At 35.7% G+C, this 26,283-nt stretch carries 16 protein-coding genes and 1 pseudogene; 8 read left to right on the top strand and 9 right to left on the bottom strand.

Annotation, left to right across the window (positions count from 1 at the left end; all coding sequences use genetic code 11):
- Both GA0061080_RS12575 and ettA read left to right on the top strand, forming a co-directional pair.
- Positions 1-777: pseudogene (locus GA0061080_RS12575) on the top strand (hypothetical protein); the annotation flags it as partial.
- A gap of 609 nt (positions 778-1,386) precedes the next feature.
- Positions 1,387-3,054, top strand: a complete 1,668-nt coding sequence (gene ettA / locus GA0061080_RS07430; protein WP_091123464.1) for an energy-dependent translational throttle protein EttA — start codon at positions 1,387-1,389, stop codon at positions 3,052-3,054.
- A 92-nt stretch (positions 3,055-3,146) separates the two neighbouring features.
- On the opposite strand, the gene GA0061080_RS07435 is transcribed toward ettA, so the two are convergent.
- From GA0061080_RS07435 to mnmL, 4 genes are all read right to left on the bottom strand, one after another.
- Positions 3,147-4,775 carry a DUF2813 domain-containing protein gene (locus GA0061080_RS07435; protein ID WP_091123467.1) on the bottom strand — a complete coding sequence of 543 codons (1,629 nt, stop codon included), beginning with the start codon at positions 4,773-4,775 and terminating at the stop codon, positions 3,147-3,149.
- Between the two features lie 15 nt (positions 4,776-4,790).
- The gene (gene rfaP, locus GA0061080_RS07440; protein WP_091123471.1) at positions 4,791-5,594 is read right to left on the bottom strand and encodes a lipopolysaccharide core heptose(I) kinase RfaP; all 804 of its coding nucleotides are present in this window, start codon (positions 5,592-5,594) and stop codon (positions 4,791-4,793) included.
- A complete protein-coding gene (locus GA0061080_RS07445; protein ID WP_091123475.1) occupies positions 5,587-6,711 on the bottom strand; it encodes a glycosyltransferase family 4 protein in 1,125 nt (374 codons plus the stop codon). Before GA0061080_RS07445 ends, rfaP begins: the two co-directional genes overlap by 8 nt.
- A gap of 1,009 nt (positions 6,712-7,720) precedes the next feature.
- The gene (gene mnmL, locus GA0061080_RS07455; RefSeq protein WP_091123483.1) at positions 7,721-8,647 is read right to left on the bottom strand and encodes a tRNA modification radical SAM protein MnmL/YtqA; all 927 of its coding nucleotides are present in this window, start codon (positions 8,645-8,647) and stop codon (positions 7,721-7,723) included.
- A gap of 1,025 nt (positions 8,648-9,672) precedes the next feature.
- Here mnmL and GA0061080_RS07460 point away from each other — a divergent pair.
- Positions 9,673-10,815: a hypothetical protein gene (locus GA0061080_RS07460; RefSeq protein ID WP_091123486.1), complete on the top strand. Its 1,143-nt coding sequence runs from the start codon at positions 9,673-9,675 to the stop codon at positions 10,813-10,815.
- Positions 10,816-11,674: 859 nt separating this feature from the next.
- Positions 11,675-12,931 carry a serine hydroxymethyltransferase gene (gene glyA / locus GA0061080_RS07470; RefSeq protein WP_091123493.1) on the top strand — a complete coding sequence of 419 codons (1,257 nt, stop codon included), beginning with the start codon at positions 11,675-11,677 and terminating at the stop codon, positions 12,929-12,931.
- 58 nt (positions 12,932-12,989) lie between these two features.
- On the opposite strand, the gene GA0061080_RS07475 is transcribed toward glyA, so the two are convergent.
- The gene (locus GA0061080_RS07475; protein WP_091123497.1) at positions 12,990-15,167 is read right to left on the bottom strand and encodes a phage holin family protein; all 2,178 of its coding nucleotides are present in this window, start codon (positions 15,165-15,167) and stop codon (positions 12,990-12,992) included.
- Positions 15,168-15,370: 203 nt separating this feature from the next.
- On the opposite strand from GA0061080_RS07475, the gene GA0061080_RS07480 reads away from it, so the two are divergent.
- Positions 15,371-17,296, top strand: a complete 1,926-nt coding sequence (locus GA0061080_RS07480) for an ABC transporter ATP-binding protein (RefSeq protein WP_091123500.1) — start codon at positions 15,371-15,373, stop codon at positions 17,294-17,296.
- A gap of 90 nt (positions 17,297-17,386) precedes the next feature.
- Here GA0061080_RS07480 and GA0061080_RS07485 read toward each other — a convergent pair whose 3' ends face one another.
- The 3 genes from GA0061080_RS07485 to apbC form a co-directional block, all read right to left on the bottom strand.
- Positions 17,387-18,568, bottom strand: coding sequence for a sugar transporter (locus GA0061080_RS07485; protein ID WP_091123503.1), 1,182 nt, complete (start codon positions 18,566-18,568; stop codon positions 17,387-17,389).
- 140 nt (positions 18,569-18,708) lie between these two features.
- Positions 18,709-19,221, bottom strand: a complete 513-nt coding sequence (gene tpx, locus GA0061080_RS07490) for a thiol peroxidase (protein WP_091123506.1) — start codon at positions 19,219-19,221, stop codon at positions 18,709-18,711.
- Positions 19,222-19,516: 295 nt separating this feature from the next.
- Positions 19,517-20,590, bottom strand: a complete 1,074-nt coding sequence (apbC, locus tag GA0061080_RS07495) for an iron-sulfur cluster carrier protein ApbC (protein WP_091123510.1) — start codon at positions 20,588-20,590, stop codon at positions 19,517-19,519.
- 250 nt (positions 20,591-20,840) lie between these two features.
- Here apbC and metG point away from each other — a divergent pair, with 250 nt between their 5' ends.
- Positions 20,841-22,868 carry a methionine--tRNA ligase gene (metG, locus tag GA0061080_RS07500; RefSeq protein WP_091123514.1) on the top strand — a complete coding sequence of 676 codons (2,028 nt, stop codon included), beginning with the start codon at positions 20,841-20,843 and terminating at the stop codon, positions 22,866-22,868.
- A 272-nt stretch (positions 22,869-23,140) separates the two neighbouring features.
- On the opposite strand, the gene tolC is transcribed toward metG, so the two are convergent.
- Positions 23,141-24,487 (bottom strand): outer membrane channel protein TolC, encoded by a 1,347-nt coding sequence (tolC, locus tag GA0061080_RS07505; RefSeq protein ID WP_091123518.1) that lies wholly within the window; start codon positions 24,485-24,487, stop codon positions 23,141-23,143.
- Positions 24,488-24,625: 138 nt separating this feature from the next.
- Here tolC and nudF point away from each other — a divergent pair, with 138 nt between their 5' ends.
- Positions 24,626-25,255 (top strand): ADP-ribose diphosphatase, encoded by a 630-nt coding sequence (gene nudF / locus GA0061080_RS07510; protein WP_091123522.1) that lies wholly within the window; start codon positions 24,626-24,628, stop codon positions 25,253-25,255.
- A 168-nt stretch (positions 25,256-25,423) separates the two neighbouring features.
- Positions 25,424-26,254 carry a 3',5'-cyclic-AMP phosphodiesterase gene (gene cpdA, locus GA0061080_RS07515; protein ID WP_065635890.1) on the top strand — a complete coding sequence of 277 codons (831 nt, stop codon included), beginning with the start codon at positions 25,424-25,426 and terminating at the stop codon, positions 26,252-26,254.
- Positions 26,255-26,283 lie beyond the last annotated feature (29 nt).

Here is a 26,283-nt window from a genome sequence, read left to right on the forward strand (position 1 = left end):
GGTCCCGATTGGGTAAAAGGAAAAGGATTTGTTCCACAAGATATAAACAATCCACAACGTAATTTCCCATCGACAGGAACAAATAATGTTTATTTTTATTTATTATTAGCAAACGTAACGCCCGAAGAGATTATCTCAGCTAATGGTGCTAGAGTATTCCCTGAATCAGGGAGTGGAGTTAGTTTAGTTTTATTATCTGAACGAACACCGGGTTGGGGAAAAGGCTCACAAGATGTTGCTTTAAAGATCGTATTGAAAGGTCCTACAAATCGTAGCGCTAATAAAAATTTTAGTCCCTCTACATTTAAGCTTTATTCTGATAGAGCCAAAACTAACGTATTGTATAGCTTTAAAATTGAAAGATGGTATATAGCCCAAGGGGCTAATATTAATGCATCTGTGCAAGACGCAAAAGATTACTGTAACCGAATTGGATACCGAATGCCAAGTGTAGCGGATTTCACCAACGCAAATATAGGTGATATTTGGACAGGTGGTATTCCTGAAAGAGATATCAACGGTTATCGCCGACAATTAAGCTATCGCGGCGGTAATGGCAAGTGGATTGGCGGGCTATTTAATGAATGGGGAACTTTGTTTAATCATTCTAATCACTATTTATTTCTTGACGACTGGGAAACTAGTCATCCTCAAGATTGGTATTGGACAATCGATACATACAAGGGAAAACCACTTCGGGTCGATTTAGGGGATGGAGATTTATATTATAATGAATTAACTTATAGGCAATATAGAGCGGCTTGTGTTAAGCCGTAGTTAAATTTATTTTATCTGTTCAGTAAATAGTTTGACTATGTAACTTTTGAAGTTACATAGGTTATTACGAGTAAGTTAATTATAGAACTTACTCGCATTGTTTACAGTAATTTGCAAAAAAACTGTAATAAATAGACATAAAAAAGCAAAATTAACACCTTATCACTGACTATTTATTAGCTATTATAATACGGTTAAACCGCATAAAGCAATTTTGGGGAAAACGCCTTATGAGTTTTTAGAGGATTATTTTAATGATGAAGTGTAAACAACTCGATGTTTTCCTACATTAAAATAACCGCACTGTGTTATTAACATTATTACATATTACGGCTTTTTGGGAAGTGATATAAAACTATTTCTAGTATATATTCTTAATTAGCAATTTATTGATAATATATTTAAAAATAAAATGTTTTTACTAGACTTAAACAAATATAATCTCCCATTTTTTAATTCTATCAGTATTTAAGATACATTATTGTATAAGCAATTAGTGCATTCTTGTAAATAACCCTAGACCCAATCCTAAGAATCGCTACAATATACGCCATTAGTCATATAGCAAATGTCTTTTGCTATTTTAACCCAATAAACGGATGATGTTTTATGGCGCAATATGTTTATACCATGAATCGCGTAGGGAAGATTGTTCCTCCTAAACGCTATATTTTAAAAGATATTTCTTTAAGTTTTTTTCCGGGTGCAAAAATTGGTGTACTCGGTTTAAATGGAGCGGGTAAATCCACTTTATTACGAATTATGGCGGGTGTTGATACCGAAATTGAAGGTGAAGCACGCCCTCAGCCGGGTATTAAAATTGGTTATTTACCTCAAGAGCCAAAATTAGATCCTAAACAAACTGTGCGTGAAGCCATTGAGCAAGCGGTTAGTGAGGCTAAACAAGCATTGGCTCGATTAGATGAAGTATATGCCGCTTATGCTGATCCTGATGCCGATTTTGACAAATTAGCCAAAGAACAAGCAGAGCTTGAAGCCATTATTCAAGCACAAGATGCTCACAATCTTGATAACCAGTTAGAGCGAGCCGCTGACGCACTACGTTTACCTGATTGGGATGCGAAAATTGAAAATTTATCAGGTGGTGAACGCCGTCGAGTAGCAATTTGTCAATTATTACTTGAAAAGCCTGATATGTTATTAATGGATGAACCGACCAACCACTTAGATGCCGAATCGGTAGCATGGTTAGAACGATTCTTACATGACTACGAAGGTACGGTTGTTGCAGTAACTCACGATCGCTACTTCCTAGACAACGTAGCTGGTTGGATTTTAGAGCTTGACCGTGGTGAAGGCATTCCATGGGAAGGCAACTACTCATCTTGGCTTGAACAAAAAGATCAGCGCCTAGCGCAAGAAGCCTCGACCGAATCGGCACGTCGTAAATCGATCGAAAAAGAACTCGAGTGGGTACGACAAAATCCGAAAGGGCGCCAAGCAAAAAGCAAAGCCCGCCTAGCTCGCTTTGAAGAACTCAACAGTAACGATTACCAAAAACGTAACGAAACTAACGAGCTCTTTATTCCAGCTGGACAACGTTTAGGCGATAAAGTGATTGAAGTAAGCAACCTAACTAAATCGTATGGCGATCGTGTGCTGATTGATAACTTATCTTTTAGTATTCCTAAAGGGGCAATTGTTGGCATTATTGGTCCAAATGGAGCAGGGAAATCAACCCTATTTAGAATGCTATCAGGCAAAGAACAACCTGATTCAGGCACGATTACTTTGGGTGAAACAGTGCAACTTGCATCAGTTGATCAGTTCCGTGACAGTATGGACGACAAAAAAACAGTTTGGGACGAAATTTCAAACGGTCAAGATATTATGCGTATTGGCAATTTTGAAATCCCAAGTCGTGCTTATGTTGGTCGTTTTAACTTTAAAGGTGTTGATCAGCAAAAGCGTGTTGGTGAACTTTCAGGTGGTGAACGTGGGCGTGTACATTTAGCTAAATTATTACAAGTGGGCGGTAATGTATTATTACTTGACGAACCGACTAATGATTTAGATGTCGAAACCTTACGAGCACTTGAAAACGCACTCCTTGAATTCCCAGGTTGTGCTTTAGTGATTTCACATGACCGTTGGTTTTTAGATCGTATTGCGACCCATATTTTGGATTATCAAGACGAAGGACATGTTGAATTCTTTGAAGGTAACTTTACCGAATACGAAGAATGGAAAAAGCGCACATTGGGTGCTGAAGCATTAGAGCCTAAACGTGCTAAATATAAACGAATCTCCAAATAGAATTAATTTTTATTTTATTCCGCCGATTTATATTGGCGGAATTGTTTTATCTTCTTGATAGCGATTTTAAATATTTTTCAAAATGTAATTATCTAAACTAACCCTTTAGATGAACTAATAATTCTCGAAAAAGTATCCATTAGCAAACGCGGTATAGCGTTTATACCACGTGATTTTGCATCATCACAAATGGCAATCGCAAGATCAGGTTTTGAACTTTTATGAATTGCTTTTTGAATAATTTGATGTACAGGCAGATCAATATGCTGTGTTGTATTATAAGCGGCAAGTTTATAGACATGACTAAAACCATGTTTAAATAAAAAGTTTTCAATGTCTCGCGCAGGTAAAACCGTTAAGTAATCATTAGGATTTTTATCTTCACCACATAACGATTTTACCGTATCGGCATATTTTTTACCCGCCATATCCCCATCGGTAATTACATACCAATGAATTCCCATTTTATTGGCATATTTTATAAGCGGTTTTAAACCACACTGGGCAAACTCAATAAGTTGAACACCTTCCGAACTCAGATGATAACCACTTTGTTCAGCTAGTTCACGTAATAACCACACTTCGGTTTCGCCCTCGACTAACAACCAACATCGTGCAAATAAGGCATTTGATCGGCGATAAAGAATATGAAACGCAATACGACGACTGTCACTAACGCTTAATGAATTAGGTTCAATGTATTTAGCAATAATTTTATCTGGCAGACGAATTAAGCGATAAAGGTTTTCTAATGAAAATAACGATACCAGATCACTTGAGTTAGACGTGATAATTTTTTGTGTAGGGAAGTTTTTTAGTAAGCGAAATGCAACGGATAAAATGATTGGATGTAACAAACTTTCAGGCTCTTCTAAAATTAAAATAGGCATTGAACTTTGTGAAAGTGAATAATTCCCTTTAGCATCAATAATAGAGCCGAAAATTCCTAAAAATACAGTTCGTAAATAATCATTATCAAGATTATCCAATACATCATTAATTTGTTCCAAAACATTCCAATCTTCTGTTCTTGGTGTACTTTTGGCATTTTTTTGTTTGTAATGATTGCGGTGTGCTTGATCGACAAAATAATACTCTAATAATGAGCGTGCGGCTTGTAGGCCTCGAGCTAATTCATCTTGGGTTAATTCGGCTGAATGGACTTTTAGTTGGTTTGAAAGTTGGCTAATGTAGTGTTCGGATAAAGGTTCGTTAGTAACAGTTAATTGCTCAGGATTAATTGCGTTTTTAAGTGTCATTACTGGATTTAATTTAATTAATGTTGCAATTAATAATTTTTCGTTTTCTATATTAAAAGGATTGCCTTGTGCATTGAGCAATTTATGTTGTGTTATAATTTGGTTATTTTGTTTATTAGCAGAAATTTGATAAGTGATTCGACGCAGATTATCTTGGTGTGATTGATACGAAACTGAGCGTAATGGCTGATAATCTTGATTATTTAATTCATGTAAGTGCGATTGGCAATAAGTGATTTTAATAATAATATTATCGCCATAACATTGGTCTTGATCATGATAAAAATCGGAATCGACAAATTGGTAAAACGTGTTATCTAATGATAACAATTGCAAAGCGCTGATTAAACTTGACCGCCCCCAACGATTTTCACCCATTAGTACGCTAGAACTTGCATTTAATTTTAAAGATAGTTGACTAATACCTTTAAATCCGGAAATATCAATTTGTTCAATAAACATAGCGTATCCTTATTGTTAAAGATGATACTTTTCTGTCCTTTTACGAATTCGTTCAACTTTTCGATGCGTGCTAGCTATTAACTTAGCTTCATTATGCAAAATTGTTTTTAAAGGCTGATTAAAATACACTTTCAAAAAACGCCAAATATCACGATCGGTTAGTCCAATATTCATGGCTGAAAAATAAAGCCCAATTAAATCTTTATCACGCCAACGAACAGGAACTGTTTTACGGATCTGAGCACGGTGTAAATCAATCACCGATAATTTTATTTGCTGATGATTTTCAAAAAGCGGAATATCAAGCAAAAAGTGACACAAATAACAATCACGATGATTAACCCCAGCCGCATGCATTTGGGCAACCATTTTTGCCAAATAAATCACTAAACAACGCTTTATATGATAGCTAGGTGGATTAGTTAACCATGGCTTAGTAAAATCCTCTAAACTCACAGTCGGGTTAAGATCTCTTGTCACAATAAACGAATGACGAGTCAGTGGATTTAATCCCTTACGACCAAATGCCCGCCCATCCATCGTATTAACGCCAACTTGCTCCAAACGCTCAATCGCATCCCACTCCTGCTTAGCATCTAAAACAGGTAAACGTAACGAAATAAGATTCTTCACAATCTCTTTAATGGTTGTACCACGATGAATTTTAATAAAATACGATTCATCACCAAGCTCAAAATTCAACGTCTTACGTTGCTTAACTGCTCGATAGACTTTGCCTGATATTAACTCAACTTCCGCAAACGGATCTTTATTTTTCCACAAAGCATCAAAAGGGGATTTTAACTTCAACTCATTCATAATGATCACAACCTAAAATAATATCTGCGGCACGCTGGGCTAAATGATATAAATCAGCGGTTTTACCATAATGTATTGCATTTTGATGCCATGTTAATAACTGATCGTGATTTGTTATAGCATTTTGCAAGGCCTCATTTAGCGCCGATTGTACAAAAGGCTCATCAAGCACAACACCAGCATTGGCATCATCAATATGATAAGCATAGCCCGAAATGCTTGACACAATCACTGGCACCCCAGCGGCTAACCCTTCAATAAGCACCATACCAGCTGCTTCTTGTCTTGCAGGGTGCAATAGCAAATCTGCCGCAAATAAAAAGTCAGGGATATCATTACGCCCTGCAAAAAAACGGACTTGATACTCAATGCCGAGTTGCTTAGCCAGTTTTTGATAAGCTTCGGGATTATCTTGCCCCACCACTAAAAAAGTCACTTTTTGCTTCAAATCGCAAGGTAGTGCGGCAATGGCGGTTAAAGAACGATCCACTCCCTTACGCTTAAAATCTGATCCAATTTGCACAATAACAAAATTGTGCTCATCAATTTGGTTGGCTTGCCTAAATTGCTTACCTTTAGCTAGCGATTCATAATTGTATTGACGATCTTGCGCAATACCGGGTGGCAAAAGGTAAAATCGAGACGGATCAGTATGATAATAGTGCTCAAAATCACTAATTTGCTGTTTTGTTAGTACCATAACTTTGGTTTGGCTATGTTGATTAAATACCGCATCTTCGAAAGCTAAATAGTGCTTACAGCGTTTTGACCATTTATACAAAAAACCCTTGTGTGAAACCTTTTCGGCATAACAAGTATCACCCGCAAAATAAACATCCAAATCAGGCATTTTATTAAAGCCAACCACACAATCAACAGGATTTGCTTGTAAATGAGCTTTCACCCAACGGTAATAAGATTGATTACGGCTATGGTTAGACCAGCCTTTTTTAGGCACCAAAACCACATCAAAGCCTGTTGGTTTATCGCCTTGCCATGACATCACATAAATTCGTACCTGGTGACCTTGAGCTTGGCAAGCCTTAGCAATTTGCAAAAAATCACGTTGCAAACCACCAAAAGGAAAATATTTATAAATACAAAACGCCAGTTGCATGCAGATTGCCTCAAGTTTTAAAGGAGTATTATATACTTAGTATTTATTTGGGTGCAAAGTTTGATTTTACTAGAATTAATCTTACTGGAAATTTTTGTCATAGTGACATTTGAATAAAAATACTATCTTTTGTAAAAATAATTCAGGATTCTATACCGTTATAATTTGTTTTATGTGTAAAACAACGTCTTTTTGTTTACACTTCATGGTTAAAATAATCCTCTAAAAATGCTAAGGCATTTCCTAACATTGCTTTATAAGGTTTAACGGTACTATAAAAATTAATCAAGCGTTTGAGCTTTGTTTTCGTTTTTGAGTCGTTAAATATTGGCTGATACTACAACTTCCCATTAACGTATGTATCTCTATTTTCAGCTTTTCCATTCATTTGTGGACAGGTGATTTTTGCTTGATATACCGGTTATCACTCAGTTTATTTAAATAAATCAATATAATATAAATTTTGTTAAAAAGTTTCAGGAGTGTACTACGTTTATGTATAAAAACCAATAAAATCAAATGGATATGTAAAGTTAAATATTCTCTAGTTTTCTGCTTTGTTTGATTTTTCAGTAAAGGTAAACCTTTGGTATCAATCTGTAATATTTTGCTTGGATAAGTTTTGTTATCGGCTTTAGCTTGCCGTCTTAATTTATTTTCAATGGATTTTTGGATTTTTAAACAAACCATTAATACCTAACTGATAGGTTTATAACGTTCATTTTTCCAACAGAAAGGGGCGAAAACGCTAATTGAACCTTATTTGGCACGTTATAAATGGTCGGGAAACCATAACGCGCTTAGCCAAATTAGTAATGGTTATTTTTCTTTATGATATAAGCCCTTATCATGTGTTTGTGACAGGGCGCTAATTTTGTTTTTTATGGGGATTTATAACAGCAATTTTTCAAATTACGGTAAACAACCCAAGGCATCTTTACAGATAACTGTTAATAAAAAATGAAGTGAATAAATAAAAGAATGCTTTTTTCATAATCATTAAATCTGTCTATGATTTAAAAAAGTAACAATCCCCAATAGCACTACCTTGAGCGCCAAACTGACGTAAATTGTGATCAACAGCATTCATCGATTGCCAGTGGTTTTCACACCAATTAGGAGCGAGTAAAGTTGGTTTTCTGGCATTGGCTGATATGCGATGATACAAAATATTTGCAGGAGTTTGCCGAATGATATCGCCAGCAATATCAACATATTCATCTAATGACAATACGGCAAGCCGCCCAGCCCGCCACGCTTTTGCCATAATACTACCTTCAACAATATGTAAAGGATGCAGCTTTAAACCGTCCACGCCACTATCAAGTACACGCTCAAGGGTTATAAAATTATCTTGTTTGGTTTCTTTCGGTAAACCAATAATTAAGTGAGTACAGACCTTAATGCCAAGCTTGCGTGCTTTTTGTACGGTTTGATAATAATCATCAAAAGTATGCCCTCGATTAATATCGTGTAAGGTTTTATCATGGGCTGTTTGTAACCCCAGTTCTAACCAAACTTCATAGCCATTGGATTGATAATATGCAAGCAAATCAAGTGCTTCATTAGGAACACAATCAGGGCGAGTACCAACACAAAGTCCTACAATATCTGCGCTATTGAGGGCTTGTTCATACATATTTTTTAGAATTTCAACCTCAGCGTAGGTGCTAGTATAAGCCTGAAAGTAAGCAAGGTATCGTTTAGATTTTTTCATCTGTTGGGCTTGCAAATTTAATTGATCAGAAATTGATTTAACCTGAATAGATTCATCAATGATTGAGGCAACATTACAAAAAGTACAACCACCTTGACCAATAGTGCCATCTCGATTAGGGCAGCTAAAGCCACCATGTAAAGTAAGTTTATAGATTTTTTCGCCATAACGACGTTGTAAATCGGAACCAAATGTATTAACGACTAAATGAAGTTGCATTATAAACCAAATAAAAAATTTAATTATTTTAGAAATATACCTTGTATGCCATACCTCAGTCATAATACTACATTTCAACAATATATAAATATTTTTTATAACTCAAAAAAAAGATTGAAATTGAGCGCTGATTAAGTAAGGGTAACTTGTAGCAAAACGCCGAGTTGATTACACATCTTGATTAAAATAATCCTCTAAAAACTCATAAGGCGTTAGTTTTTTTTATGATATTCATTACAGTAGTTTTTCAAATTACTGTAAACAACGCAAGGAATTCCTACATATTATCAAATAACAAAAGCGCTTTTTAAAAAATCCAAACTCGACGTAATAAAAAAGAACTAGTCTATAAACGGTTGATTTTACTTAAAAACATAAACCAAAAAAACTTCAATAAAATCAATAGTCTACCTGAACAATTTTAGAGCAAAAAACACGCCTATAGTACCATCACGCTTATAGCACCACAATGTTTAAGCCTGCCTTATCACAGCATTAAAATGTATTGATAACGAAGTAAGGTTAGCACGCCAAACTGGGCGGTTGGCTGTGTTTGGGTTTTAGATGTTATCACCGATTTTAATTATTCCACCAAAGGTCAAAAAGTTTGAAATATGACAACATATTTTCATTAAAAAATTGACCTATTTTTATGACTGAATCATTTCTATCTTTATGTTTCTTTAAATTCACTTGGATTACTTTACGAAAAATCTGCCAAAAAACTAGCCAATTATTATTTAAATGGTTATACTTTAAATCGCTATAGAGAAAGAAGCTTATTAAATAAGGAACAATTATAAAAAATTCAAATAAAACAAAATATTACTTGACAAAGGAAATATGATGCAGTACCATATTAAACACCGAACACCGAACACCGACACTGGCAAACCTATGCCTTAAGCTTATCAAATAACGCCATTAGGTACGTTTTTACACTTTTCTCGCTTATATTCTCGACATTCTCGCTTAAATCATCACTAAAATCATTTTCAAAAATTGTATTACTGGCACTGCCGTTATTGTCATATTCATGGGGATTGCAGGCAGCAAACGATAAAAATGGTCAATCTAAGCGTAGTGATGCAATTATTTTTCTTTCAAAACAAGCAACTATTACCTACGTTAGGCCAAATCTTAGCTTTAACGGTCACAGCATGGGTGGGGGGGCTGGTGACACAGAGCTTGTTGCTGGACCTGTTAATATGTGGGATTATGATAAGGGCTTTTTAGTTCAATCAATGAATCCTGAATTATATGGCCTTAATTTTCCAACCACGGGTATGGATGGTTTGTATTTTGATTTGCTGATAGAGGGCGTTGATGCGGATGAATTGACTTGGGAGCCGGTCACGCATGAGGGAATAACCGCTACAGTGACGAGAATAGAGGCCAACGATTATTGGATACCTAAGGATAATCAATTTCCTCCTATTGGGTCTTATAATGAACCTAATTATCCTAATGGTACAGAAGTTGTAACGCGCGTTACACTAACTGGGCCACAAGCAAGATCTCAGTGGGATAATGACCATCCTGGTGGAATTCGAGTGCCCAAATTACCCCAAAAATTTGAATTAGTAGGCAAAGATCGTGATGGCTATGAGGTGGTAAAATATGGATTTGAGTTAAAGCAGTGGTTTGTTATACGAAAAATGCCTGGAACTGGAAGATACTCTATTAAAGGGTATAGGTATGAAGAATCACTTATGGAAAAAGATCGCAAGAAAAATCCAAAACGTTATTCTTACGCTAATTCGCAAGCTTGGTGTGAGAGTTTAGGTTATCGTCTGCCACATATAAGAGATTTAACTAATGCACAATGTGGCCATACTATGGATACGGCTTATCACTGTAAGGGTGCTGTTAGCGCCACGCCAACATCACCCTTCAAGGGGGCGGGATATCAACGTCGAATAGGGGCAGGCATGACTGGAGAGTGGGGAGATCTTACTCGTTATAGAATAGGTTTATATGGCTACCTTTTTGATTTCTGGACGGACGATACTCGTTATAGTGATAACCCTCATCCGTTCGTGGTAGACATTATAGTGGGTGGTATAAGTACGAATAGTGTAAGTATATGGTCGTCTTCCCGTTGTATTGGGGATAGCGGCTATCCGGATAGTTATTGTCAGGCTATTGCACTTTGCGTCACACCTTAGTTTTTAGCGTTTAGTGCTTAATCCTTAGGGTGCTGAATGTGCTTATGTTGCCTGAGAGGACAATATAAAAAACAATAAAGGCTCGGCGCAAGTTGGGGCGTTTCCCTTAGGGTTGCGCCGTTGTGGCAAAGCCACAATCGCGCCGCCTGCCACCGATGCAAAAAGCGTGGCAGGTAGTCCAGTATTACGCTGTAGCGGTTTAAATTCGTGGTCTATTTTTAGTACAGCAAGGCTTCGGACGTTTTGACCTGTGGTGAAAAAAATAGCTACAGTGACCACGTCCGAGCAAAGGGAATTAAAGCGAATTCCCTTTGCAATCCCACGCTTTGGCTACAGAATGTGGCCTACGGCTGCCCCGACCCCGGCGCTCGGTCTTAACGCACCGTTTGTGCGATTACTCGTATCATCCTGATACTCGCCTCTACGAGGCCACCTTCGCTGTGCTCAGGTGTTCAAATTTGTTCCAGACAAATTTGTCAAGCGCGCCACAAACTCGCCAAACATCCCTGTTTGGCGTACTAACCTCACTCTGTTGTCGGCACATTCTAACGCCGTAACAAGACAGATAACATAACCTTAAGCGGCTTTTATGAGTCACTTTTTTATAAAAAAAACTGCAAAAATCCCAAAAAATCTCTCCGATAGATTATTAATTTTATTAATGTTTTTTTCAGCTGTTTTTTAGCAAAAACCGCCTTATAAAAACACAATAACCCATCCCTCGATATAAATATTTTTTATAACTCATAAAAAAGATTGAAATCGTTTGGTTGTTAAGTAACCATATGAGTGTAATACCTATTTTGCTAACGATAAAGCAAAATCTGACAAACTATATAATTGATGATAAGGATCCAACATGTTTAGTAAAGATATGACTATTGCCGAGTACGATAAAGAACTGTGGGATGCGATAAAAGGTGAGGAACAGCGCCAAGAAGATCACCTTGAACTGATCGCATCAGAAAACTATACCAGTCCACGCGTAATGCAAGCACAAGGCTCACAACTTACCAATAAATATGCCGAAGGTTATCCCGGTAAACGTTATTATGGTGGTTGTGAATATGTTGATATTGTTGAAAAATTAGCAATTGAAAGGGCTAAGGCTCTATTTGGTGCTGATTATGCTAATGTGCAACCGCATTCAGGTTCACAAGCTAATTTTGCCGTTTATATGGCGCTTTTAAATACAGGTGATACGGTTTTAGGTATGAACCTGTCTGAAGGTGGGCATTTGACACACGGTTCGCCAGTTAGCTTTTCTGGTAAACTTTATCATGTTGTGGATTATGGTGTTGATGATTCAGGGCGTATTGATTATGCCAAGTTAGCTAAAACAGCCCAAGAATCTAAACCTAAAATGATTATTGGTGGTTTTTCGGCTTATTCTGGGGTGGTGGATTGGCAACGTATGCGCGAAATCGCCGATAGTGTGGGCGCTTATTTGTTTGTGGATATGGCGCATGTGGCAGGGCTAGTTGCGGCAGGTGTTTATCCTAATCCCGTTCCTTATGCACACGTTGTTACTACTACAACTCATAAAACTTTAGGTGGCCCTCGTGGCGGTTTGATTTTGGCTAAAGGTGGTAGTGAAGAATTATATAAAAAGTTAAATTCGGCTGTCTTTCCAGGAGCGCAAGGTGGTCCTTTAATGCATGTAATTGCCGCTAAAGCCGTTGCGTTAAAAGAGGCGATGGAGCCTGAGTATAAAATTTATCAACAGCAAGTGGTGAAAAACGCTAAAGCTATGGTCGAGGTGATTTTGCAACGTGGCTATAAGATAGTTTCTGGCGAAACACAAAACCATCTGTTTTTAATTGATTTAGTCGATAAAAATATCACAGGTAAAGAAGCTGATGCGGCTTTAGGTAGTGCTAATATTACCGTTAATAAAAATAGTGTACCAAAAGATCCACAAAGTCCATTTGTAACATCTGGTGTGCGCATTGGTACGCCGGCTATTACTCGCCGAGGCTTTAAAGAAGCCGAATCGCGAGATTTAGCTAATTGGATTTGTGATGTTTTAGATAATATCGATGACGAGCAAACCATCCAAGCCGTGAAAGAAAAGGTATTAGGTATTTGCCGACGCTTGCCAGTTTACCAGCATTGATTATTGCTTAATTTCGCCGACAGCCACAATTGTCGGCGAAATATTTTTTAAGTTGGTTTTATTTGTCAATATTGGTGTTTGTTTCGGTTTTATGCTGTATCTGTTCTTGTTTGTGTGCCTCAATATAATGGTCAAGATAGCCTTCATGCCATAACCAGCCTCCTGTAATCCCAATACCGAACAAGATAGCTAACCAAAAAATGATAGCAAGTTTGTGGTGTCGTTGTTTCATTGGGTCATGCAAATTACGTTTTGCATTGGATGGGAGCTGTGCTTTGCTTGTGAGCAAGCCTCCTAGCATTAAGTTGATTTTAACTTGCCCATTAATTGCCCAACCTGATGCTTCTAGTAATGGTCCAAGCGTTCTTCGACGTAATTTTAACCATGCTAAAATAACAGAAGGGCCTGAAATAATCAAAAATAATCCAATAAAAACCAAAGGCACTTGCCACCAAGCTAGCGCAAAAATGGCTTGGAATATTGAGGCTAATGCAGTGCCAATTGCACCAATGGCTAACCCAATTGCAGCAAAAATCCCCACACTTTTGCCAATATCAAATTTATTAGCTGGATTTTGTAGTGCTTGTTCGCTTGATTTTTCGACATCGGCATCTTTACTGCTTGCCCATTTATTTAGTTGTTCAGTAATTACGCGCCCTATTCTTTGATAAGGTGCCCAAACTGCTTGTTGTATGCTGATGGGTTTAGTAATAATTTTGACCACATTGGCATCCCAATCGTTGCCTTTGTTGTCAATAAATACGCCATTACGTCCTTCAATTAATAAATCACCTTGTCCTGCTGTCATTGCTGCAGCAATAATCTGCTTTTGCCCGTTTCTTGTGCATTCACAATAAAGTAAGCAGAGCTCGGAATAGTTTGCCATTGCTGTGTGTTTGGCAATGTTATCAACGGCAACGCAAAGTGTCGCACAGCGGCCATCAATGTAAAGATTTCCTAGTTGGAAAGCAGCTCGTGTTTTTAGCGAAAAGAAGTCCGAAAAAGAGACAAAGTTAACCAGTAAGCGGTAAAGGTGTTTGTGAAATAGAACTAACTTTTCTAATACTATTATATCTGATGCAGATATCGGTGTTTTATTATCTTGCTCAACCATTTGTTTAAATTGGTCAAGTAAGTCTCCACTAGCTAAATGAGCGATGATGCTATTGGGGATATCTTCTATATTAGCAGATGGTTTTGTTGTAACAGTTAATTGTGCTATTTCGGGTTTAGCGCTGATTAGTGTGGCATAAGTTTTTAAATTTTTTTGAATATCTTGCCACTCTTGTTGGGTTAGTTGGTCTGGATTGGATAGCGATGATTCTACTAATGTTTTGAATCGGCTAATTTTTGCTTTCCAAAGTGGGTTAAGTCCATTGACAAGATCAAGGGTATTGGTGTTACCAATTTTTGATAAAGGCAATTCAGCTAAGTCTTTATCAGATAGTAACCCATTTTGGGTAGGTACGATGTATTTTTCATCAACATTAAGCGAGGTTTGTGCTTGTGGTGCATATTGTGCAAGTTCAACACGTAAAAAATAATCATCAATTTTAGGTTTAAGTTGTTCAATTAATTTCCAAATTTCGGCACTATTTTCCTTAAATGGGGTTGGGGTATTGCTGATTTGCGTTTGCCACTGTAGCCATGTTTTTAGGTTATCGACAAAGGTGGTAGCAATATTTAGATCAATGCCGTCTTGCCCACTCATATCTTTTTGCGCACCAGTTGTTTCGATAGCAGTTTGGATAAAGGTTTGCATGTCTGCTGATAATTCACTTGATGCAGGGAAGATTAAATCACCGTTATAAAGTTTGTTTGCATTGCTTTTTATTGATTGCTCAATATCATCTTGTGTTAAATAATCTACGTCGTTTTTATTTAAGCTAGCTAAAATGCTGTGAGCAGTGATTGATAGTTTTTTCCCTTGTGGGGTCGAGGTGTTAATTTCGGATAAAGGTAGGGTTTCACTTGACTGTAAAATACTTTCAAACGAGGTTATTTTATCTTGTGTCCAACTAATAGCATCGAGAATATCAGGAATACGAATACGTCCGTCTTTGTCTGTATCAAGTAAGGCTAAAGTCCGCTCATCAAAATCAAGCCCTGTAGTTGGGCAACTTAAAGCTACCCATAATTTAGGGTCTAAATCAGGTAAATTGATAATGTCATTGGCGTTTTTAAATACAACTTGATCAAGCCCACCGACACGCTGAAATGTCCATATGTGACTCATAATTATCCTCATATTAAAATCTAAATAATATTTTGCTAGCTAATATAAACAGTTTTTGTTTTTTTTAATAGGTCACAATGGTGATTTCTAATATTTGTGATACCTATTAGATTAACTTTGTTATTTGACTTAGTTGTCTTAGGCAACTTTATGATAGAATAATGCCTTATTACTTAATATCTAAATAAAAACCACCAATAACTATGTCATTAATTAATCTTACCAATGCTTATCTTTCATTTAGCGATGCGCCGTTACTTGATCATATCGATATGTCTATTGAGCCAAACGAGCGTGTTTGTCTTGTTGGCCGTAACGGTGCTGGAAAATCGACTTTACTTAAAGTTTTAAATAAAGAGGTGCCATTAGACGAAGGGCAAATTATTTATGAAAACAATGTGATTGTATCACGATTACAACAAGATCCTCCCCGTGATGTGCAAGGTAGCGTGTTTGATTTTGTGGCAGAAGGATTACACGAACAAGCGCAATTGTTAAGAGATTATTACGATTTATCCCATCGTATTGAGCAAGATCCTAATGAAAGTAATTTAGCTAAATTAGCCAAACTACAAGAACAGTTAGATCATCAAAATGGTTGGCAATTAGATAGTCGTATTCGTAATGTGATTTCTTCATTATCGCTTGATGGTGATGCGTTGTTGTCTTCGTTATCGGGTGGGTGGTTGCGTAAAGCCGCATTAGCCAAAGCGTTAGTTTGTCAGCCAACAGTTTTATTGCTTGATGAACCAACCAATCATTTAGATATTCAAACTATTAAATGGTTGGAAGATTTTTTGAAAAGTTTTAATGGCAGTATTGTGTTCATTTCCCATGATCGTTCGTTTATTCGTCAAATGGCAACGCGTATTATTGATCTGGATCGAGGTAAAATTGCGTCTTGGAGTGGGAATTATGATAACTATTTGCTTGGTAAAGAAGAAGCACTGCGTGTTGAAGAGTTACAAAATGCTGAATTTGATAAAAAATTAGCCCAAGAAGAAGTCTGGATCCGACAAGGTATTAAAGCTCGTCGTACTCGTAATGAAGGGCGAGTGCGAGCATTAAAAGCAATGCGCCAAGAATATAGCAAGCGACGCCAAGTTATGGGTAGTGCTAAAATGCAAATCGAGGAGGCATTACGTTCAGGAAAAATTGTTTTTGAGCTTGAAAATGTGACATATCAGATTGAGGATAAGTTACTAGTTAATGATTTTTCTGTGCAAGTATTACGTGGTGATAAGATCGCTCTGATTGGTCCTAATGGTATTGGTAAAACAACTTTATTAAAACTGATGTTGGGGAATTTGACACCAACATTAGGTAGTGTGCATTGTGGCACAAAGCTTGAAGTTGCTTATTTTGACCAATATCGTCTCGAACTCGATCCTGAAAAAACAGTGATGGATAATTTAGCCGAAGGTAAGCAAGAGGTCATGGTTAATGGCCGATCACGCCATGTACTTGGTTATTTACAGGACTTTTTATTTCCGCCTAAACGTGCCAGAACACCTGTACGAGCACTGTCTGGTGGGGAGCGTAATCGTTTATTGCTCGCAAAACTATTTTTAAAACCTAGCAATTTATTAATACTTGACGAACCGACCAATGATCTTGATATTGAAACATTAGAATTGCTAGAAGAGTTAGTGAATGATTATCAAGGAACTGTTTTGTTGGTTAGTCATGATCGACAATTTGTTGATAATGTGGTCACTCAATGTTGGTTTTTTGAAGAAAAAGGCCATATTGGTGTTTATGCTGGTGGTTATGCCGATGCTCTGCAACAACAGCAGCAGGCACAACCAGTTAAAGTAACGACAGTTAATAAACTTGAGCAACCTAAAAAAGAATTAGCTGCTACTAATAATCAAAGTAGTGAGCGAACCGCTAAAAAGAAAGTTAAACTGAGTTATAATGAACAACGAGAATTGGCACAATTACCAAGCAAAATAGAACAATTAGAATTAGAGATTACTGATTTACAAGCACAAATTGGTCAAAGTGACTTTTTTAATCAAACTCATGAAATTACTAGTCCAATTTTACAATCTTTGGCAGATAAAGAGGCTGAATTAGAAGCTGTTTTTGAAAGATGGGAACAGTTAGAGTCTTTAAGTAAATCATAAGGTAAATGTTAGTATTTTTCAGCATTATTTATTTGTGTTATAAAATAAATAATGCTGTTTCCTTACCCTAAAGTTTTTATATAATATTTTTTACATAACCGTTTTATTATTCCATAATTTTCTAGATAAAAAGTAGAATAATAATAGTGCGATGATGACAAAACATGCACCAACATAACCAATGTAATCAATTGAAAGTAAAATTAATACTTTACTGCCTATAAAAGCACCGCCTCCTATTCCAATATTGAAAATACCAGAATAGACTGAAGTGGCTATATCTGTGGCATCGGGTGCGGCATCAATTACTTTGCTTTGCATAACCATTCCAATAATTGTAATGGAAAGCCCCCAAATTAAACATTGAATGATTGCAGTATAAAGCGTGAATGAACAGACATAAAGCGATAATAAGCAAGTAATCAGTAATAGCATAGGGATGATGAAAATTGCGGTTGGATTTTTTTCAGCATATTTTGCAAAAATAACGCTACCAATCATTCCAGAAAAACCCACAACTAATAATAAAAGGGCGATAGTATTTTGATTAAATCCACCAATAGTTTTCATGAATGGCGTAATATAGGTATAGGCAGTAAAGTGACCTGTAATAATAATGGCAATTAATAAATAAATGTTTAGCAGTATTGGGCGTTTTAATACCATTGGAATATCTTTGATAGAGATAATATCCATGCTTGGTACAGTAGGCAATAAGCGAAGTAGTAATATCATCACGCAAAAAGCGATACCTGCAATACATAAAAAAGTCACGCGCCAGCCAACAAGTTGTCCTATGATGGTGCCAATTGGAATGCCTAGAATGGTTGCCATTGATACGCCAACAACAATAAACCCCATTGCTTTAGCTTTTTTACCATTAGGCGCTAATCGAACTGCAAGCGGTGTTGTAATTGCCCAAAATACAGCATGAGCACAAGCAATACCAATTCTTGCTATCATTAAGCTGTAAAAACTCCATGCAACTCCAGCTAAAATATGACTACCTATAAATAGGCAAAATAAAAAAATGAGTAGCTTTCTCCGTTCTATTTTTGATGTTAATACGGTCAATGGCAATGATAATAACGAAACAGCCCACGCATAAATTGTGAGTAATAATCCAGCATGAGCTACGTCTATTGAAAAGCTTTCAGCAATATTGGATAATAGTCCGACAGGTACAAATTCCGTTGTATTAAAAATAAATGCCGCAAATGCAAGGCAAAGAATTGATGACCAAACCCGAGATCGGTTAATACTATTATTCATGATTAAGGTTATGGAGAGAATATTAGATTACTTTTGATTATAACTGAATATGTTTGCCTATTAAATAGTTGCTAAGAATAAATCTTAAACTTAATCGCCACCAATATTAGTATTTGAAGGCGATGTTTCATTATAGCGATTTATTCTAGTGCTTTAGCTGCAGCTAGGGCTTTGTCATAATCAGGTTCAGAAGCGGTTTCTTTAACATATTCCACATAAACAATTTTGTCGTTTTTATCAATAACAAATACAGATCGAGAAAGTAATCGAAACTCTTCAATAACAACGCCATATTTTAATCCAAAGTCGAGATCTCTATGGTCAGAAGTGACTTTGACCACATCAATCCCTTCAGCTGCGCAATAACGATTTAAGGCAAAAGGTAAATCGGCGCTAATTGAAAATATCACTGTGTCTTTTAATTTTGCCGCTTCGACGTTAAAGCGATGCACTTGAGCACTACATACTGAGGTATCAATGGATGGAACCGAATTAATAATTCTGATTTTACCTTTAAAATCGGACAATCTAATGGGCTCCATTTTTAAATCTTGCACGATAAAATTGGGCGCTGTGTCGCCAACTTTAATTTGTGTACCTAACAAAGTAATAGGTGCTCCGCGCATGGTGATTTCATTAACTCTTTTTTGCATAACAGTTTCCTTAGTGTTGTGACGAATCACGTTGTTGACAGTGTAATGTCTTCCAATGAATTGGAGTTGTTGCACTTGTTAGGGATAAATAGATTTAGAATTGTTCCAATATAGAACTAAAACAACTTCTGAACAATAGCTTGAATTTGTTTTAAGTGATGAATTAGCCGATTTCTATTATCGTTAATAATGTTATCGTTAAAAATGATGAATAAATTTGAGTAGTTATCGAATTAATAGAAATGATATGTAATTAGTATTGGCTGTTTTTACAGCCAATAGTTGGATTTTTAAGTTACAATGTCTTAAAAGCAATATCAGGCAAAATCGCTTCACCTTGCCAATATAACTCACTAGCAATATTGCCTGCAATTTGATAATAAAGTTGGCTAAATTCGCTATCAGGGTGGTTAATGACAGTGGGCTTTCCTGTATCAAGATCTTGGCGTAACATTTTTTGAAGTGGAATTTGCCCTAGCAATTTGGTTTGATATTGCTTAGCTAAATGTTTTGCACCACCTTCACCAAAGATGGCCTCATGATGTCCACAATGTTCGCAAATGTGGTAACTCATGTTTTCAATAATTCCTAGTGTTGGTATGTTTACTTTATTAAACATGGTAATACCTTTTTTTGCATCGATTAAAGCAATATCTTGAGGAGTTGTGATAATCACAGCAGCAGTAACTGGAATGTTTTGCGCTAGGGTTAATTGGATATCCCCTGTGCCTGGAGGCATATCAATAACAAGATAATCAAGTTCTGGCCAAAGCGTATCTTGTAAAATCTGTAATAGTGCTTTACTTGCCATAGGTCCACGCCATACCATGGCACCATTAGGATCAACTAAATAACCAATGGAATTACTAGCAAGCCCATATGCCATGATTGGTGTCATATGTTTATTATCGGGTGTTAAGGGTTGCTGGTTTTCTGTACCTAGCATGGTTGGGATCGAGGGACCATAAATATCTGCATCTAAGATCCCCACTTTAGCGCCTTGTTTTTGTAAAGCGAGCGCAAGATTGACCGCTGTTGATGATTTACCCACACCGCCTTTTCCTGAGCTTATTGCGATAATGTTTTTTATATTATTAATGGCATTTTGGTTATTAGCACGTTTTAAAGTAGCAATTTTATATTCAATATGCCAGTCAACTTCATTAACGCTGTTAAGTTTAAGCAATTTTGGAGTGGTTATTTTTTTCAATTCTTCAAAAGTAGATTGCCAAGCGAAAGGCATTGTTAAATTTATAGTTAAGTGGTGATTAACTATTTCGCATTTTTTTATTGCCCCGAGTTCAAGTAAATTTTTTTGTAGAGTTGAATGAATAAAATTTTCAAGAATTTTTTTTACTTCAGTGTTCATTATGGTTATCTCTTTATGCCTCAGTATTTATACTCGTTTTATTTCCAATTACCTTGTATTAAAAGCGTAAAATACCTTAAATAATAAGGCGGTAAACAGTAAATTGGTTTACCCTCATAAAAATGATTATTTTCTGTTTGAAATATGAATTGAGTATATAAATTTTATCAAATTATGGCATAAATCTAGCGATAATCCCACGATTGATGTACTATTTCTGCCATTATGTAAAAAAGGGTAATAAATCAACATGACAACTCAACGCAAAATATTGGTGACTTGTGCACTTCCTTATGCCAATGGTGCAATTCACTTAGGTCATATGCTAGAACACATTCAAGCAGATGTATGGGTACGCTATCAACGTATGCGTGGTAATGAGATCTATTTTATTTGTGCTGACGATGCCCATGGCACGCCAATTATGCTCAAGGCTCAGCAATTGGGGATTACTCCAGAGCAAATGATTAGTGAAGTTAAAACCGAACATCAACGTGATTTTTCTGGCTTTAATATTAGTTATGATAATTACCATTCAACACATAGCCCAGAAAATCGTGAGATATCAGAGCAAATTTATAAGCGTTTGAAAGCAAATGGTTATATTAAAACTAAAGTTATTTCACAGCTATTCGATCCTGAAAAACAGATGTTTTTACCTGACCGTTTTGTTAAAGGTACTTGTCCACGCTGTAAAGCGCCTGATCAGTATGGTGATAACTGTGAAGTTTGCGGAGCAACTTATAATCCAATTGATTTAATTAATCCCCAATCAGTAGTATCTGGTGCTACACCTGTTATGAAAGATTCTGAACACTTCTTTTTTGACCTACCTACTTTTTCAAATATGTTACAAGAGTGGATTCGCTCAGGAACATTACAAGATCAAGTCGCTAATAAAATGCAAGAATGGTTTGAATCAGGCTTACAACCATGGGATATTAGCCGTGATGCACCTTATTTTGGATTTGAGATCCCCGATGCTCCAGGTAAGTATTTTTACGTTTGGTTAGATGCGCCAATTGGTTATATGGGATCTTTCTTAAATTACTGTAATAAACAAAATAAACCAATTTTTGATGAGTTTTGGGACAAAAATTCAAATACAGAACTGTATCACTTCATTGGTAAAGATATTGTTTATTTCCACAGCTTATTTTGGCCTGCTATGCTTGAAGGTAGCCAATATCGTAAGCCTTCCAATATTTTTGTACATGGTTATGTGACTGTTGATGGTGCAAAAATGTCTAAATCACGCGGTACTTTTATTCAAGCAAGCACCTATCTAAAACATTTAGATCCTGATTGTTTACGTTATTATTATGCAGCTAAATTATCCCCACATATTGATGATATTGACTTAAATTTAGAAGACTTTGTTCAACGAGTAAATAGCGATTTAGTCAATAAAGTTGTCAATATAGCTTCGCGTTCTGCAGGATTTATTTATAAACGCTTTGGCGGCAAATTATCAGATAAAGTGGCAGAGCCTGAACTGTATTCCTTGTTTGTTGAAAAAGCAGAAGTGATTGCTGACTATTTTGAACAACGCGAATCAGGCAAGGCAATTCGTGAAATTATGGCACTTGCTGACGAAGCTAACCGCTATATTGACGAAAAGGCGCCTTGGGTGGTTGCTAAACAAGAAGGGCAAGATCAAGTGTTGCAAGATATTTGCTCAATGGGAATTCACTTATTCCGCATCTTAATGACCTATTTAAAACCAATTGTGCCTTCATTGGCTGAACGTACAGAAGCATTTTTAAATAGCAAATTAGAATGGAATGAAATTGATAATGCTTTAACAAGTCATAAAATTAATCAGTTTAAAGCTTTATTTAATCGTATTGATATGGATAAAATTACAAACATGATTGAAGAAACAAAACAACAAGCTGCATTAGCCCAACCGACAAAACCTAAAGTTGCAGAGCCTATCGCTGACACGATTAATTTTGATGATTTTGCTAAAGTCGATATGCGCGTTGCTTTAATTAAACATGCTTGCTTTGTCGAAGGATCCGATAAATTACTTCAATTAACACTTGATATTGGTGACGAAACCCGTAATGTGTTTTCAGGTATCAAGCAGTTTTATCCTGACCCAGATGTGTTAATTGGGCGTTTAACTATTATGATTGCTAACTTAGCTCCTCGTAAAATGCGCTTTGGTGTTTCTGAAGGTATGGTGCTTTGTGCGAGTGGTAAAGGTGATGATGAAGGTGTGTACCTACTATCACCAGATAGTGGTGCTAAACCAGGAATGCGAATTTCGTAATTGATACCTTTATTATAGAAGTCACATCTTAACAAGTTAATATACTTGTTAAGATGTTTTAGCTAATCATTTTTTTAAATATAAAACACTTAATTTTTCTAATTTACAAAATCTTCCAACCTTTTCTTTTTGAAGAATATATTAATTCTTTATATAGCTTAATATAAACAGCATTTTCTACAATTAAATTTGTTTTCAAGTGATAATTATATTTAAAACATAATAAAAAAGGCGATTATTTCGCCTTTTTTATTACATAACTAATACGATAATTATTTTATGGATACTAAAGTGCTAATTTCTTTTCCTAACATGTTGTTTAGATAGACTAAATCGTCAGAGGTTAAGGTCCCTACTGCATATTTTAATTGGAGTAGGCTAGTTAAATAATTATATTTTGCATCAGATAAGCGCTGTTTTGAACTGTACAGCTGTGTTGTAGCATTTAATACGTCAACAATTGTTCGTGTTCCTGCTAGATAACCAGCGTTTGTTGATTCTAATGAACTTTGTGCAGAAACAACAGCTTGTTGATAAGCTTTGATTGCACTAATAGATGACGAAATATTGTTGTACGATGAGCGTACTTGGTTAATCACTCTACGATTGGTGCTTTCTAGTTTTTCGCTGAAGCTCACGTAATTTTGTTGCGCTTGTTCAACTTTAGACATTGTTGCACCACCTGAAAATATAGGTAGGTTTACACTGACGCCAACATAGTTATTCCCCGAATAAGATTTGCCACCATGTGCTCCAGGTGCTACGTTGTTACCATATCTATCAGTTTTATTTAAATTGGTTGATGCATCTAAACTTGCTGTTGGTAAATGACCTGCTTGTGAGAGTTTGATTTGTTCACGCGCTATGTCTTGATTTAACCTCATTGTTAATAAATTAAGATTAGATGTTTCGGATTTTTTTAATAATTTACTGATTTGTGTTGGCGGCTCAGTTTTAAATGTATTGGTATTAATACTTGCTAAACTTGAATAAAAACGACCACTTATTTGGCGTAAATCTTCAATTGCATTATTTAGCTCATTTAATGCATTTACTTGTTGTGCAACAGTTAAGTCATGGTTAGCTTGGGCATTTTGTACGTCTTCAATTGTTGCTAATCCGACTTGGAATTTTTGACGAGTTTGTTCTAACTGGCGCCCAATTGCTTTTTTCTGTGCATCAATAAAGCTTAATGCGTCAATCGCTTTTAACACATTAAAATAAGCAACAGAAGTATTTAAGATTAATGTTTGACCTTGGTATTGATAAGCAATATCTGCAATACTTGCTTGTTTTTTAGTAATATCTAAAGCTTTCCAATTTGAGAAGTTAAAAATGCTTTGCGATATTGCTACTTGGTATAAGTTACCACTTTTAGATTTTATACCACTTGTATCACGTCGGCCATGAGAGACACCATAAGAAGCACTTAAACCAATTTGCGGTAGCAAACTTGCTCTAGAGCCTGAAATTGCTGCATACGCTTTGTTTTTTTCAGCTAATGAACTGCGTAGATCTGGATTTGTTTCTTTTGCTTGTTCATAAACTTGTATTAAATTTTCAGCAAAGACAGATTGGCTTAACATTAAGCCAACTAAAAAAGTTAAAGTTTTTTTCATCAATCTTCTCTTTAAAAATCATTAAAATATAGTAGTATTTTTAATGTCTTAATTTTAACAGATAATTAGCATATAGTAAGCATAGTTTATGTCTATTCGCACTTTTTATTCAAATTCAATTTAAATTTGGGGTTTTATATGAAAATTAAAAGCAATCCAGTCCATTTTGATAAAAATGACGTAGTTAATTTGACTAAGAGAATCTTGTATAAAGGTTTTTTTTCTTTATTTGAATACCGTTTTCAATATCGTAAATTTGATGGTTCAATGAGCGAGGTTGTTACTCGCGAAATTTTGGAACGAGGCCATGCAGTTGTGCTTTTAGCTTATGATGCAAAACGTGATAAAGTTGTATTAATTGAACAAATTCGAATTGCCGCTATTGAAACTCAAAATAGTCCTTGGATGTTAGAACTTATTGCTGGCATGATGGATCATAAAAATGAATCATATGAAGATGTAGCAAGGCGAGAAGCTATGGAGGAAGCAGGAGTTACTGTTGGTCAATGTAAGCCTATAATCAGTTATTTAGCATCACCAGGAGGTTTGACTGAACGATTGCATATTTTGGTAGGTGAAGTCGATTCATCAACAGCTAAAGGCATTCATGGGTTAGCAGAAGAAAATGAAGATATTAAAGTTCATGTTGTAAGTCGCTCTCAAGCTTTTCAATGGATAGAAGATGGAGTTATTAATAATGCAGCATCCATTATTGCGCTTCAATGGTTAGAGCTTAATCATGAGTTATTAAAAAAAGAATGGGAATAATTTTTTAATAATTAGATTTAATTATTTCTTTCATAAAAGTGTGATCTATTTTACAATTTAGTATAACACTAGGATTTATAATAAAAATTATTTTCCCAGTCACAATGCTTATTTTGTTGCTGACATTATTAACCATAATTATAGATTGATAAATAATTGAGGTAAATTTTGGAGTCATTTTTAAAACTTCCAATTTTGAATAAAAATTACGGTAAAATATTACATATAACTGATACTCATCTTTTTTCTGATGATAATAGCTCGTTGCTAGGCGTTAATTCTAATGCTAGCTTTTTATCAGTTATTAATGAAATTGAACGTAGTAATAAGAAGTTTGATTTGATTGTGGCAAGTGGTGATTTTGTGCAGGATGGTTCTAAAAAAGCTTATGCCCGTTTTGCTAAGCAAATAAATAAGTTTAATACGCCTTGTGTATGGTTGGCTGGTAATCATGATAACTATACTTATATGCAAGATGTTTTTGCAAATTACCAACTTGCTGATAACAAAATAGTACAGCTAGGAAGTAAATGGTTAATTGTTTTGTTAAATAGCCAAGTTGTAGGTCAGGCTTATGGTTTTTTACCAGAATCTGAGCTTGATTTTTTGCATAATGTTTTGACTGAATATTCTTCTAGAAATGTATTAGTTTTTTTACATCATCATCCTATTAATTCTGGTTGTCATTGGTTAGATCAGCATATCTTAAAAAATAGAGATCAACTTGAGAAAATTATTCAAAAACATTTTAATATAAAGGGAATTGGTTGGGGACATATTCATCAAAAACAAGATTATGTTTGGCATCATTGCAAGGCATTTGCAACGCCTTCAACTTGTTTTCAATTTAAACCTGAATGTTATGATTTTCAATTATCAAGTGAAGATGCTCCAGGTTGGCGAGAAATTACACTTAATACTGATGGCTCTATTGAGAGTGATGTGTATCGATTAACTGATAATCAGTTTTTACCAGATGTTTCTCAAAATGGCTACTAGTAATTAATAAGTTAGCTAGTACTAAAAAG

This window comes from Gilliamella intestini, assembly GCF_900094935.1.
GTDB classification, from domain to species: Bacteria; Pseudomonadota; Gammaproteobacteria; order Enterobacterales; family Orbaceae; genus Gilliamella; species Gilliamella intestini.